Source organism: Promicromonospora vindobonensis, from assembly GCF_042685865.1.
GTDB lineage: Bacteria > Actinomycetota > Actinomycetes > Actinomycetales > Cellulomonadaceae > Promicromonospora > Promicromonospora vindobonensis.
In genome coordinates, this window is sequence record NZ_JBHUOG010000002.1 from 2,428,994 (window position 1) to 2,442,711 (window position 13,718).

The 13,718-nt window shown below is 72.4% G+C and carries 10 protein-coding genes and 1 pseudogene; 9 read left to right on the top strand and 2 right to left on the bottom strand.

What is annotated here, in order from left to right; all coding sequences use genetic code 11:
- Nucleotides 1-151: 151 nt before the first annotated feature.
- Both ACFS27_RS24100 and ACFS27_RS24105 read left to right on the top strand, forming a co-directional pair.
- Nucleotides 152-268: pseudogene (locus ACFS27_RS24100) on the top strand (helix-turn-helix domain-containing protein); the annotation flags it as partial.
- Nucleotides 269-816: 548 nt separating this feature from the next.
- Nucleotides 817-1,539 carry an RNA-guided endonuclease InsQ/TnpB family protein gene (locus ACFS27_RS24105; protein ID WP_377188648.1) on the top strand — a complete coding sequence of 241 codons (723 nt, stop codon included), beginning with the start codon at nucleotides 817-819 and terminating at the stop codon, nucleotides 1,537-1,539.
- Nucleotides 1,540-1,698: 159 nt separating this feature from the next.
- Here the strand turns inward: ACFS27_RS24105 and ACFS27_RS24110 are convergent, their stop codons facing one another.
- Nucleotides 1,699-3,162, bottom strand: coding sequence for a M15 family metallopeptidase (locus ACFS27_RS24110; RefSeq protein ID WP_377188651.1), 1,464 nt, complete (start codon nucleotides 3,160-3,162; stop codon nucleotides 1,699-1,701).
- 93 nt (nucleotides 3,163-3,255) lie between these two features.
- On the bottom strand, nucleotides 3,256-4,590 hold the full coding sequence (locus ACFS27_RS24115) for a hypothetical protein (RefSeq protein ID WP_377188654.1): 1,335 nt from the start codon (nucleotides 4,588-4,590) through the stop codon (nucleotides 3,256-3,258).
- 165 nt (nucleotides 4,591-4,755) lie between these two features.
- Between ACFS27_RS24115 and ACFS27_RS24120 the strand changes: the two genes are divergently transcribed.
- From ACFS27_RS24120 to ACFS27_RS24150, 7 genes are read left to right on the top strand one after another with little or no spacing between them, the layout of a single operon-like run.
- Entirely contained in the window at nucleotides 4,756-5,976 is a 1,221-nt protein-coding gene (locus ACFS27_RS24120) for a toxic anion resistance protein (protein WP_377188657.1), read from the top strand.
- A 20-nt stretch (nucleotides 5,977-5,996) separates the two neighbouring features.
- Nucleotides 5,997-6,572 (top strand): hypothetical protein, encoded by a 576-nt coding sequence (locus ACFS27_RS24125; RefSeq protein WP_377188660.1) that lies wholly within the window; start codon nucleotides 5,997-5,999, stop codon nucleotides 6,570-6,572.
- Entirely contained in the window at nucleotides 6,569-7,927 is a 1,359-nt protein-coding gene (locus tag ACFS27_RS24130) for an AAA family ATPase (RefSeq protein ID WP_377188663.1), read from the top strand. Before ACFS27_RS24125 ends, ACFS27_RS24130 begins: the two co-directional genes overlap by 4 nt.
- Entirely contained in the window at nucleotides 7,924-9,255 is a 1,332-nt protein-coding gene (locus tag ACFS27_RS24135; RefSeq protein WP_377188666.1) for a hypothetical protein, read from the top strand. The genes ACFS27_RS24130 and ACFS27_RS24135 overlap by 4 nt, the downstream gene beginning before the upstream one ends.
- Nucleotides 9,252-10,277 carry a glutamate ABC transporter substrate-binding protein gene (locus ACFS27_RS24140; protein ID WP_377188669.1) on the top strand — a complete coding sequence of 342 codons (1,026 nt, stop codon included), beginning with the start codon at nucleotides 9,252-9,254 and terminating at the stop codon, nucleotides 10,275-10,277. The genes ACFS27_RS24135 and ACFS27_RS24140 overlap by 4 nt, the downstream gene beginning before the upstream one ends.
- On the top strand, nucleotides 10,274-11,377 hold the full coding sequence (locus tag ACFS27_RS24145; RefSeq protein WP_377188672.1) for a hypothetical protein: 1,104 nt from the start codon (nucleotides 10,274-10,276) through the stop codon (nucleotides 11,375-11,377). The genes ACFS27_RS24140 and ACFS27_RS24145 overlap by 4 nt, the downstream gene beginning before the upstream one ends.
- On the top strand, nucleotides 11,374-13,656 hold the full coding sequence (locus ACFS27_RS24150; RefSeq protein WP_377188675.1) for a serine/threonine-protein kinase: 2,283 nt from the start codon (nucleotides 11,374-11,376) through the stop codon (nucleotides 13,654-13,656). Before ACFS27_RS24145 ends, ACFS27_RS24150 begins: the two co-directional genes overlap by 4 nt.
- Nucleotides 13,657-13,718: the final 62 nt, after the last annotated feature.

Consider the following 13,718-nt stretch of genomic DNA (forward strand, 5'->3'; position numbering starts at 1 on the left):
CCCGCTGGCCCCACGTGAGGCGCACCACACCCAGGGCGTTCGGTCAGGCTGCGGAATAGCGCTCGGAAGCCCGCGTCTCAGAACGTGTCTGTGAACTTGGCATGTGACCTTGCTTGGTTCGATGTCAGAGTCTCGGTCTAGCGTTCTGGGTATGGCTCGGCACACCGCTTTCCGGTTCTGTCTCGACCCGACGGTCGAGCAGTCGGTGGCGCTCGCCCGCCATGCAGGGGCGGCGAGGTTTGCTTTCAACCAGTGTCTGCGGCTGCACCTGGACGCCCGCGACCACCGCCGGGCCCTCGTTCGTCGCGGTGCTGACGCGGAGGCCGTGGACCGGGCCCGGGATGGGGTGCCGTGGTCACGGTTCAGCCTGATCAACGCATACAACTCCTGGAAGCGGTCCGAGGCGGCCGGACGACGCTTCCTGGTCACGAGTGACGGGGTCGCCGAGGTGGAGGTGACCGGGCTGGTCTGGCGCGGTGAGGTGTCCTCGCAGGTGTCCGAGGAAGCCGCCGTCGACCTCGGCCGCGGCCTGGCCGCGTGGATCGACTCCCGGTCCGGGAAGCGTAAGGGCCGCCCGGTAAGGCACCCTCGCTTCAAGAAGAAGAGTCCGACTGGTGGGTCGTTCCGGATGCGGAACAAGACCACCAGCGGGCGTGCGTCGATCCAGGTCGGGACCGGCGTCCATCTGCGGTCGGTGAGCCTGCCGAGACTCGGCAGCATCCGGGTTCGCGAGGACACCCGTCGCCTGCGCCGGATGATCACCACCGGTCGCGCCCGGATCCTGCAGGCCACCATCACCCGCGGCGTCCGCCACTGGTGGGTATCGATCACCGTCGAGGCGGCCGACCTGCACCCCGCCGTCCAGCACCCACCCGTCCAGTCGACGACACGACGGGGTGGGTCGGCGTCGACCGCGGGCTGCATGCCCTGGTCGTCGCGGGCACCCGGGACGGGACCGAGACCCTGCGCGTCCAGGCGCCGAAAGTCCTGGCCGCGGGGTTGCGTCGGCAGCGGCGTCTGGCACGCTCCGTCTCGCGCAAGAAGCGCGGGTCGGCGAGCCGCCGCAAGGCCAGCAGACGTCTGGCGAAGCATCATGTCCGGGTGCGGGACACTCGGCAGCACTTCCTGCACCAGGTCTCCAACCAGCTGGTCAAGACTCACGACCGGCTGGTGCTGGAAGACCTGAACATCACCGGCATCATGTCCAACCGCCGGCTCGCCCGGGCCGTCGGTGACGCCGCGTGGGGTGAGCTGGCCCGCCAGCTCACCTACAAACAGCACTGGCGTGGTGGGCAGGTCATGGTCGCGGACCGGTGGTTCGCCTCCTCGAAGACCTGCTCGTCCTGCGGGCAGATCACGTCCGACCTCACCCTCAGCGACCGCATGTACACGTGCGGTCGCTGCGGGCATGTCATGGACCGTGACCTGAACGCTGCCGCCAACCTCGCCGCCTGGGCCGAGGATCACACCCCACCGCAGCGAGCGGTGCGGGGAGTGGTGAAGCCCGGGTCGGGGACCGTCAAGCAGCCGGCCCCGTGAACAAAGCTTGCCGACGGGACGGCACTGACCCACACACCCGTGTGCGTGAAACCAGCCCGGACGACGCAGGAACCCCAGCTCAGACCGTACCCGCGGCCTGAACCAAAGGACGCCCGAGAAGGGCGGTGCCTGCGAACACCACAGTTCACAGACACGCTGTCAGTAGCTGTTCGGCGCCTGGACGGACTGCCAGTGCCACGGCTCGGGGTTGCGCCCGGACGGCTCCGCGAACGGCGGGTGCACCCAGCCGTAGGCCTCCGCGTTGGCCTTGAGCCACTCGTACTGGGCGGACCCGAACGCCTGCACGCCCCCGCCGATGTCGATCGCCAGGCCCGTGCCGTGGTTGGAGCACCCTGGCGGGGCGGCGGTCTTGGACGACGGGTCGTACAGCGACTCCTGCTGCGCGTAGGTGCGGTAGGAGGAGTTGATGGTCATGCTCACGCCGAACTCGGCCGCGTACGCCTCGTTCAGCTCGGCCAGGCCGCCGACGACGTCCGCCCGCACGTAGTGGCCAGGCGAGAACGGGATCGACGCCAGTTCCGACGACGACAGGTGGCCGTTCTCCGCGGTCCACACCTGGTCGGGTTCCGGGCAGGTACCGGCCGTGGTGTCCGTGCCGGCAGTGCCGGCGTCCGCTCCGGTGTCCGGGTCGCCGGCGGCGGCGTCCGCCGGGTCCTCGGCGGCCTCCGCCTCGACCTCCACCGCTTCGTCCGGCGTCGTGGCCAGCACCGTGGCGGTGGCGTCCTCGACCTGGGCGGTCGTGGTGGCCAGCGCGGTGGCCAGCTTCCCGGCCTGGGCGAGAAGCTCTGGCACTGCGCTCCCCTGGGCGGCCGCGCCATCCTGGGGTGGCGCCGACGCGGCGGTCCCGGTCGCGGCAGTCTGAGCGGCTGCCGCCTTCTCCAGGAGCGCGCCCGCCTGGGCGTCCAGGTCGGCAGCCTGGTCCAGCGCCGCGCGCAGGCCCTCCAGGTCCGGCACACCGGCGCTCTGCGCCGACTCCGCAACGGCCTGCTCGCCCACGGCCACGCTCTCCCGCAGCCCGGCCCGCGCGTCCTCCAGCCCTGTCATGGCTCGTTCGAGCCGGAGCTGTCGGCCCGACTCGACCACCAGCCGGGTCGCCTCCCGCAGGGCGTCGGCTGCCGCTCGGGCGTCGGCGCGCAGCGTGCCCACCTGGCCCAGCAGTGCGGTGGCCTGTTGCTCCGTGCCCGACGGCGACCAGGTCGCCCCATCCAGCGCCGTCATCAACCGCCGGGCGTCGTCGAGAGCCGTGTCGAGTGCCTGGCGTTCCGCCTTCGGAGCGGCCTGCCCGTCCGGCCCCTCGAGGACGCTCTGCGCCGCCTTCACCTCGACGGCCAGCTGCTCACGGAGCGTCGCGGCGTCGTCGGCGGCCGCCTGCGCGTCCACCACGGCGGACGACGACTCGGCGGCCACCGGGGCCGGGTCGAAGAGCCCGAGCGCGTACGCACCACCGGACACCGACCCCAGGCCGAGGACGACGGCGACGACGACCCACCGCGTGCGCCTGCCGCGACGGGCCCGGCGCTCGGCAGCCCGCCTGGCGCGCGGCGAGGACGGCGCCTGGTGCGGCGTCGGTAGCTCCGGCCACAGCGGCGTCTCGGTGAGCACCGAAGAAATCTACGCCTCTTGCTGGTGCGAGAAGGTCTCGGAACGGGTGAAATTCCGGCCCGGGGCGCGGCCGACCCGTTCCGAGAAGCCGGGTCAACCCTTCCGCCCGATCGTGACGCACCGCTCGGACTCACCATAGGCAGTCCACGCGCCGACGTTGCCGGCGTTGTCGACGCCGCGAGCCGACCAGCACGTCGTCGATCCCTGCGGACTCGTGACGTCGGCGGTGTCGCCCGGTAGGACGACATAGTCGCCGAAGGTGTCCTCATGGACCCGCTTCTGCCGGTAACGGAGCTCCACCCGGGCGACTCCGCTCGGACGGAAGTAGACGTCACCATCGTCGGACGCCGACGCCACCACCGTGTAGTCCGGATCCGACGCGTGCCCTGGCATGCCGCTGATCCACTCGGCGCCGATGCTGAAACCGTCCACCCGCGGAGCGCGGCCGTCCATCGGCTCGGTCTCCACCGGCGATGCGATCGAGGTCAGATCCACGGCTCGCACGTCATCGGCGGTGTCGACATAGGCGACCGTCGTACCGGCGTCGTCCAGATCAAACTCCGGCGGGTTGGTGTTGGCTTCGGAAGGAACAGCGAGCGCCCCGCTGACGCCGCCGAAGACCCCTTCTGCTGCCGTGCCGTACCCGTAGTCGTACGAGAACTCGCCCACCACGAGACCAGGACCGAGCTGCACCGGAACGCGAGTCGACACCCCACCGGCGCGCTCGAGGACCGCGTAGTCGAGGTAGATCTCCTCGAGGTCGAGCAACATCCCGCCTTCGCGACACGCCACCATCGTGAAGCGTTCGTCCGCGTCATGGACGATGGCGAAGCGGTCGCGCCACGCCGGGCAGATGTCCGGCCGCTGCTCGAGGACCCCGCCGGTCACGATGTCGTACCGCGTCAGGGTGAACTGGTCGTCCAGCACGACGACGTCGTCACCAGCGACAGCGACTCCCCGGCTGTCCCCTTCGAACGAGGCCGGGACCGTGAGCGTGTCCGTCGCCGTGGTGACGGGCTGCACGACCGCGGACGACCCCTGGCGCACGGCCAGGTACTGGCCGCCGGCACCGAGAGTCGTACCCGTCGAGGTGCTCCGGCTCCCACCGCCGTCACGCGCCCAGGCGATCAGGTCCGTGTCGCCCTGGTCGATCTGTACGACGTCGACCTCTGCCGCAACCAGCTCGCCGGCGAGCGGCGACCCACCGAGCTCCGAGCTCCACACCGCCGCCGGGTCCGCGCGGTCACGCCAGATGACCTGCGTCCCGGACGCGGACCGGACCTCGACGAAGAGGTAGTCGTCGGTCAGCGCGACCTCTGTCGGGGTACCGAAGGTGCTGACCTCTTCGGCGGTGACGATGACGGTGCTCGGTTCGGGGTCGGCCTGTGCGGGCCCACGGGGAGAGCCCCACCGGGTGAAATGGGACATTCCACTCCCTTTCGGCGGGACCGCCGGCCGTGCCGACCGCCCGACGGGAACTCTCCCCGTCGCCCCCTCGTTCTCACCCCGCCGGGCAGCGCCTCCGCCCCCAGCGGTGATGGCCCGCGGCATATACTCGCCGCGTTCGGACGCCCTATCTCGCGAGGAGCACCGATGACCGAGCCGATGCCGCTTCAACCGCCCGCCCCCGCCGCCGAGCCCCTCGTGCTCAGCGCACCCGACCCGGTCCAGCCCGTCGCAGCGACCCAGGCGCCCAAGATGGCGCCCAAGGTGGATCCCGCCGCGGCGCCCGCGCTCGACCAGAAGGTCAGCACCTACCTCGACGGGCTCCTCAGCGCCGACACCAAGAGCCCCGAGTTCGCCAAGCGCGCCGACGACGTGCGCACCATGGGCGACCACGACATCCGGCAGGCCGCCGACTCCAGCAACCGGCTGCTCGCCACGCCCGTCCGGGCGCTCAAGGAGGGCGGCCTGGCCGACGGCTCCAAGGTGGGCCAGACCCTCCTGGAGCTGCGCCGCACCGTCGAGGACCTGGACCCGTCCGAGGCGAGTGTGGGACGCAAGTTCCTCGGCGTCATCCCGTTCGGCGACAAGATCCAGGACTACTTCCGCCGGTACGAGTCCGCGCAGGGTCAGCTCAACGCCATCATCCAGTCGCTCTACAACGGGCAGGACGAGCTCCGCAAGGACAACGCGGCCCTCAACCTGGAGAAGCAGAACCTCTGGGACACGATGGCGCGCCTCAACCAGTACATCTACGTGGCCGAGCGGCTCGACGCCCAGCTCGCCACGAAGATCGCCGAGCTCCAGATCGCCGAGCCCGAACGGGCGAAGGCGCTGTCCGAGGACGTCCTGTTCTACGTGCGCCAGAAGCACCAGGACCTGCTCACGCAGCTCGCGGTCTCGATCCAGGGGTACCTCGCGATCGACATCATCATCAAGAACAACATCGAGCTCACCAAGGGCGTCGACCGCGCGACCACCACGACGGTCTCCGCGCTGCGCACCGCCGTGATCGTGGCGCAGGCGCTCGCGAACCAGAAGCTCGTGCTGGACCAGATCGGCGCCCTGAACACCACGACGTCGAACATGATCGCCTCGACCTCCAAGATGCTCGCCGACCAGTCCGCGACCATCCAGGAGCAGGCCGCCAGCTCGACCGTCGGCATCGAGCAGCTGCAGGAGGCGTTCGCGAACATCTACGCCACGATGGACTCCATCAGCGACTTCAAGGTCCGGGCGCTCGACTCGATGTCGCAGACCATCGGCGTGCTGCAGACCGAGACCACCAAGGCCTCTGAGTACGTGGAGCGGGCACGGCGCACCAACACCGACGGCGTGGCGAGCGGTTCTCTCGACCTCAACAACCCGTGACGGCGGGCTCGGAGGCAGGCATGAGCTGGTGGCGGCGACTCTTCGGCGGCGGGCGCGCCGAGGAGGTGGAGCACACCGTCACGATCCCGGCGCCGCCGACGACCGAGCAGATCGTGACGTCGGTCGACGCGGTGCTGGAGCGCGCGTCCGGCAAGGCCCCCGCAGCGGTGACCGCCCGCGTGCAGCGCGTGGCCGAGACCGTGCACGAGATGGCGCCGCGCCTGGACCGGCTCGGCGCCGGCTCCCAGCAGGCCCATACCGTGGTCGCCACCGCGACCAGCTACCTGCCCGAGGCCGTCGATGCCTACCTGCGCCTCCCTCGTGACTTCGCAGACCGGCGGGTGGTGGACCGCGGCAAGACGTCGCTCATGATCCTGTGTGACCAGCTCGACCTGCTCGGCGCCACCATCGACAAGATCTCCGACGCCGTCTCGCGTGCCGACGCCGTCGCCCTCGTCGCGCACGGCCGGTTCCTCGAGGAGAAGTTCGGCACGTCGGGCCTGACGCTCCCCGGCGCGGGCCCCGGCGCCCTCGCACCCCCCGGGTCGACGGGCCCCGAGACCGGGCCGGGTCACCGGCCCCTGGAGGCCCCGTGAGCACGACGGCGTTCGCCGCAGCCCTCGACGCCCTGGCCGCGGCAGGCTCAGCGGCCGGAGTGAACGGCCCGGCCGCGCGCACCGAGGGTGAACGGCTGGCCGCCGCGGTCGCAGAGTCGTCCCCCGGCGCGCCGGCCGACTGGATCGCCGCGACCGCCCGCCCGGCGTCGGGCAGCCTGCAGCCGTTCTTCGACGCCGCGGTGAGCGCCCGCCGCTGGCGTTCGGCCCCGACCGACCTGCTCGACGCCCTCGTCACCAACGGCTCACCCCACGCACAGCAGTACGCAGAAGCCCTGGCCGCCGTCGTGGACGCCGCTGCGGCCCTTGGTGACCCGAGCATCAGCGCGATCGCAGCGGCAGAGGGCACCAAGGCAGTCCACCGCGGCGCGGCAGCAGGCCGCGACAGGGCTCCAACCGCCCTGCCAACCACCCACCCCGCCTTGACGCGGCCAACCCAGCCAAGCGCCCAACCGGCTTTCCCCACCGGAGAAGGCGACGGGACAGGAGAGGCCGACCCGGAACCAGAGAAGACCCTGGAGCAGCTCCTAGAAGAGCTCGACGCACTCATCGGACTAGGACGAGTCAAGGACGAGATCCGCCGCCAGACCGAGCTGCTCCGCATCGAGCGCCTGCGCGGCGAGGCGGGCCTGAGCGCGCCGACGCTGACGCGCCACCTGGTGTTCGTCGGCAACCCGGGCACCGGCAAGACGACGGTGGGCCGGCTCGTCGCCGGGATCTACCGGGCGCTGGGGCTGCTGGACAAGGGGCACCTCGTGGAGGTCGACCGGTCCGAGCTGGTGGCCGGCTACCTTGGCCAGACCGCAGAGAAGACGACGGCGGTCGTGGAGCGCGCCCTCGGTGGCGTGCTGTTCATCGACGAGGCGTACGCCCTTGCCGAGGACCAGTACGGCCGCGAGGCCGTCGACACCCTGGTGAAGGACATGGAGGACCACCGCGACGACCTCGTGGTCGTCGTGGCGGGCTACCCCGGCCCGATGGCCCGGTTCATCGGCACCAACCCGGGTCTGGAGAGCCGGTTCGCCCGCACCATCACGTTCGAGGACTACTCCGCCGACGAGCTGCGGCAGATCTTCGGGTCCATGGCCCGGGCCGCCGACTTCGAGCCGGAGCCGGCCGCGCTGGAGCGGTTCGACCGCCTGGCGGCCGACCAGGCCCGCGGGGAAGGCTTCGGCAACGGGCGGTGGGCACGCAATGTGCTGGATTCCGCAATTGCCCGGCACGCCTGGCGTTTGCGGGACGTTGAACGACCGACGCTCGACCAGCTGCGCACGCTGGTCCCGGAAGACCTGGAGGATGTCGTGGACATCGGGACTGACAGCGAGGCCACCACGTGACCGCACCGCTGACGACGACGACCCCTGGCGTGCCCGAGCCGGACCTCGTGGCCGGCGCCGCACCGGCACCAACCACCCCGGGCTCCCGGTTCGCGGCGGGCCTCGCCACCACGCCGGGGCGGCTGGCCCTTGCCACCACCGTGGCCGTGGTGGCGTGCCTGCTGCTGGGCGTGACCGGCTTCCTCGCGGGCAACGGCCAGTCAGCAGCCCTGCGCGACGCACAGCGCGACGCGGCCCAGCTGGTGGGCACGCAGGAGCTGCGCAACGACCTGGTGTCCGCCGACGCGACGGCGACCAACGCGTTCCTCGTGGGCGGGCTGGAGCCCACGGAGGCGCGCGCCCGCTACGAGGCGAGCCTGTCCGAGGCCGCGCAGGCCGTCCCGTCGCTGGCCGCGACCGCACGGGGCGACGGAGAAGCGGCGGACCTCGCCGCGGTGTCCGACTCGGTGCAGCGCTACGCCGGCCTGGTCGAGTCGGCCCGGGCGAACAACCGGCAGGGCTTCCCCGTCGGCGCGGCCTACCTGGACCAGGCGTCGTCGGCGCTGCGCGACGAGGTGCTGCCGACGATCGACGAGGTGGCGGTCTCGACGTCCCAGCGGGTCGACGCCGACATGGGTTCGGTCTCGCTCGCCCAGGCGCTGCTGCTGTTCGTGCTGCTGGCACTGGTGGCGCTGGGCGCCGTCCAGCTCTGGCTCGCGCGGCGTACGCACCGGGTCCTGAACACCGGGCTGGCGGCCGCGAGCGTCGCTCTCCTGGTCGGCGGCGTGGTGGCGACGGCCGCAGTGCTGGGCGGCAACGGCGTGGCCCGGTCGGTCGCGAGCGGCCCGTACGCGGCGACCGTCGCGACGTCGGAGGCCCTGTCGCTGGCTACGGACGCCAAGTCGATGGAGTCGTTCACGCTGATCAAGCGCGGCTCGGGCGGCGAGTTCGAGGAGTCGTACCAGGCGTCGATCGCCGGAGCGCGGGACCTGCTGGGCGAGGCTGAGGACGCGACGGCCGGCGGCTCCGGCGCCACCGACTCCCTGGCGCTCCTGGACGCGTGGGACGAGAAGCACACCGAGATCCGCGCGCTGGACGACGGCAACGACTGGGAAGCCGCCGTCGAGGCCGCGACGTCCCGGGCCGACGACTCGGCGGGCGCTGCCTTCGCCGCGTTCTCCGACCGGGCCCACACCGAGGTCGAGGCCACGAGCAAGGATGCGGTGGACCGGCTCGGCTCAGCGGCGACCACCGCGCAGGTCGCCGCCTGGATCGCCCTCGTGCTCGGCGTCGCGGGGGCCGTTGCCGCCGCCGCCGGGATGAACGTCCGTCTGAAGGAGTACCGATGAGCACGCGTGCAGCCCGCAGACCGATCGTCACAGCCCTCGTCGCGCTCGCCCTGGTCGGCACGACGGCGGCGTGTGCGCCCGAGACGACCACGCACCTGCTCACCGGCGCGGCCGGGATGGGCTCGACGACGCAGGAGTCCGTGCAGGAGTCCGCCCCGCAGGCGCCGAGCGGCGCCGCGGCGTCCGGGACCGCCACAGCGGCCCAGGACTGCGGTGACGGGCAGCCTGCGGTCGCGTCGCTGGACCCCGGCGGCAGCCCGGAGGTGACGTCCGGCTCCACGATGGCCGACATCCGCGAGCGTGGCTTCCTCCGCGTGGCCGTCTCTGCGGACACCCTGCTCATGGGGTCCCGTGACCCGTTCACGAGCGACATCGAGGGCTTCGACATCGACGTGGCCCACCAGGTGGCGGACGCGATCTTCGGCGACCCTGACAAGATCCAGTTCCGCGTGATCACGTCGGGCGACCGCGAGACCGTCCTGGCCGACCACGAGGTCGACATCGTCGTGCGGGCCTTCACCATCAACTGCGAGCGCTGGGAGAACATCGCGTTCTCGGCGGAGTACTACCACGCGGGCCAGAAGCTGCTGGTCCCGTCGACGTCGGACGTCGCGGGCGTCGACGACCTCTCCGGGCAGCGGGTCTGCGCGCCGGAGGGCACCACGACCCTGGAGCGGCTCGGCGAGTGGGAGGGCGTCGAGGCGGTGCCTGCCGCCACCCACACGACGTGCCTCGTCCTGTTCCAGCAGGGCGCGGTGGACGCCATCACCGGCGACGACACGGTCCTCGCAGGCTTCGCCGCCCAGGACCCGTACGCGAAGGTCGTCGGCGACCCCGTGAGCGACGAGCCCTACGGCGTCGGCATCCCCGCCGACCAGCTGGACATGGTCCGGTTCGTGAACGGCGTGCTGGAGGACATGGTCGACGGCGGTCAGTGGGAGCAGTCCTACGAGCGCTGGCTGGGTGAGGCGCTCGGCCCCGCGCCCTCGGCGCCCAAGCCGGTGTACGGGCGGACGCCGTGAGCAGAGCCCAACGCGCACCGGCGCCGCCCGGCGCCCTTGGCGTGGCGGCCGAGCCCGCTGCCCTCCTGACCTACCTGTCCGACCTCCAGGCGTGGCTCGACGCGCGCCGCGCCGACCTGGACCGGCTGGACGCCACGGCCCGCCACTCCGGCGAGAACGCCGTGACGGCCGACGTCGTGCTGGCCCTTACCCTGTGGCAGGCGGTGCGCACCCGCACGGACGAGCTGGTCACGGTGTGGGACTCCGGCCGAGCGGACGCCGTCGCGCGCGAGCGCATGTCCCAGCTGATCTGGGGCCGCCTCGGCGGCGACCCCGCCACGTCGCTGCTGTCCCTCGTCGACGCGGCGCGCCTGTGCGACGCCCAGGCCGACCAGCTCGCCACCCGCCTCTCGTTCGACCCGCACGCCGCCGACGTCACCGCCCGCCTGCGGGCCCTGGCCGGCGGCATCGTCCGGGCGGAGGACGCCGCCCACGCGTCCGCCGACACCGAGGACGACGCCGTCGTCGCCCGCCTGCGCGACCGGCTCGCCCGTCTCAAGTCCGACGCCGCCCGCGGAGCCGACATCACCGGGCCGCTCGGTGCGCTCGAGGACGACGTCGCCCGCACCGAGCGGGACCTCATCGTGGCGACCGCCCGGCGCCGGTCGCTCGCCAAGGACAGGGAGCGCGCCGTCGCGCTGCGCACCACCCTGGCGGACCGGACCCCCGTGCTCACCCAGGTGGCGGAACGCTGCCGCAGGGAGATCACCGACCCGCCGCGGCTCGCGATCCCTGACGTGACCCGACTCGGTGACGTCCCCGACGAGCCCGACCGGCTCACGACCTACGTCCAGCGGCTGGGCGCCGTCGAACGTGCCATGGAGCGGGTGGAGGACGCCTACACCGCCCCCCTGCGCGAACGCGCCGAGCTGCGCTACCGCGTCAAGAACCTGATGACGAAGGCCCAGGGCAACGGCCGGGCCGCGTCGTCCACCGTGAAGGCGGGCGAGGACGAGGCGCGCGAAGCGCTGGACGCCGCGCCCTGCGACCTCGCCATGGCACGGCACTTCACCGAGCAGCTCGAGATGCTCGTGCGCGATCTTCCGAAGGGGAACCGATGACGACACAGGCGTGCGCCGAGCCGGGCTGCCGCGGCACTATCGAGGACGGCTACTGCAACGTGTGCGGGGCGCCCGCCGGCGGCAACCCCGCAGGCGGTGCGCTCGCGGCCGTCGCGGCCTCGTGGGGGGCCGACGACACGACGGTGCGCGCCTCCGGCGGGCTGCCCGGGGCCATGGAGCAGCCCTCCACCGGGCGCACCAGCTCGTCCCGCCTCGCGTCGACGGCGCTGGGCTCCGCGCGCGTGGCGCCAGGCACCTACCAGACCCGACGGGTGGGCACCGGCTCGACGCGGCTGCGCGGGCACCGGCTCGGCGCCGGCCTCACCACGGTGCCGCACACCCCGGTGGCCGACCCGCTGCAGGCTGTCATGGCCACGCCGGAGCTCGCGGAGAGCAAGCGGTACTGCCCCACGTGCGGGCAGCCCGTCGGACGGACCAGGGAGGGCGTGCCCGGCCGCATCGCCGGGTTCTGCGGCCACTGCGGCGCACGGTACGACTTCGCCCCGGCGCTCAAGGCAGGTGACCTCGTGGCCCGCCAGTACGAGGTGGTCGGCTGCCTCGCCCACGGCGGCCTCGGCTGGATCTACCTGGCCCGCGACCGCAACGTCAGCGGCCGCTGGGTGGTCCTCAAGGGCCTGCTCAACTCGGGTGACAAGGAAGCCTACGAGGCCGCCGTCGCCGAGCGCCAGTACCTCGCGGAGGTCGAGCACCCGCTGATCGTCGAGATCTTCAACTTCGTGCTCCACGAGGGCCTCGGCTACACCGTCATGGAGTTCGTGGGCGGCAAGTCCCTCAAGGACGTGCTCAAGGAGCGCCGCGACCTGGGTGCTGGGCAGGCACGGCCGCTGCCGGTCGACCAGGCGATCGCGTACATCCTCGAGGTGCTGCCGGCGTTCAGCTACCTGCACGACCGCGGCCTGCTCTACTGCGACTTCAAGCCGGACAACATCATCGCCCAGGGCGACGGCGTCAAGCTGATCGACATGGGCGGCGTGCGCCGCGTCGACGACCTCCAGTCCGCGATCTACGGCACCATCGGCTACCAGGCCCCGGAGGTCGCCGAGATCGGGCCGTCCGTCGCGTCCGACATCTTCACGCTCGGCCGCACCCTTGCCTCCCTCGTGCTGGACTTCCGCGGCAACACCACGGTGTACCAGGCGTCCTTCCCGCCGGTCGCCGAGACGCCCGTCTTCCAGAAGTACGACTCGTTCTACCGCTGGCTGGCCAAGGCGTGCGCGCCCGAGCCCGCCGACCGGTTCGCGTCGGTCGACGAGGCCCGCGTCCAGCTCCTCGGAGTGCTCCGCGAGGTCGTCGCCACCGACAAGGGCCCCGGGTACACGGCAACGACGTCGGCGGAGTCCGTCCTGTTCGGCGTGCCGCCGCTCGACGGCGCCGAGGGTGCCCTCGGCTGGCACGAGCTGCCCCTGCTGAAGGTGGACTCCACCGACCCGATGGCGTCCTGGCTGGCCGGGGTGAACGTCGCCGACCCGACCGCCCGCATGGTGGCGCTCGCCGGCGCCGCGGAGGCCACCGTCGAGGTGCGGCTCGCCCTGGCGCGCGCCGCCATCGAGGCCGACGACATCGACCGGCTGCGCGCCACCGTCGCACAGATCCTCGAGCACGACCCCTGGGAGTGGCGCGCCGCCTGGATGGAGGGCCTCGGGCACCTCTCGACCGGCGACCCGGCCACGGCCCGCGCGTCCTTCAACGCCGTCTACGGGCAGGTCCCCGGCGAGCCGGCACCGAAGCTCGCGCTCGCCACCGTCTGCGAGGTCTCGGACGAACCCGGCGTCGCGGAGCAGCTGTACAGCACCATCGCGCGAGCCGACGCCAACTACACCGGTGCCGCAGCGTTCGGCCTCGCGCGCGTCCGGTCGTCGGGCGGCGACCTCGACGGCGCCCTCGGCGCCCTCGACCTGGTGGGCCCCACCCGAGGCTCCTTCCCCGACGCCCGCCTGCGGCGGGCCAGGCTCCTGGTCGGCGCACGGCGCACCCTTGTCGACCTGTCCGACGCCGTCGCGGGGCTCGACGCCGCCCACGTGCCCGACCGTCCCAGGGCCGCCGTCACCGTCGACGCCCTCTCCGGCGCGCTCGGCCTGGTCACACGCGGCGGACCCGACCCGGGCGTGCGGGTGGCCGGAGCTGAGGCCACCGAGCCGGAGCTGCGGGACCGCCTCGAGGTCGCCCTGCGCGACCTCGCCCACCTCACCGACGACCGCTCGGAGCGCGTAGCGCTCGTCGACCGGGCAAACTCCGTACGGCGGTGGACGATGCGTTGAGCGGTACGCCCGACCTGGAGTCCGGCGCAACGAGAACCGCCGAACGGTGAACCGATCCTGGT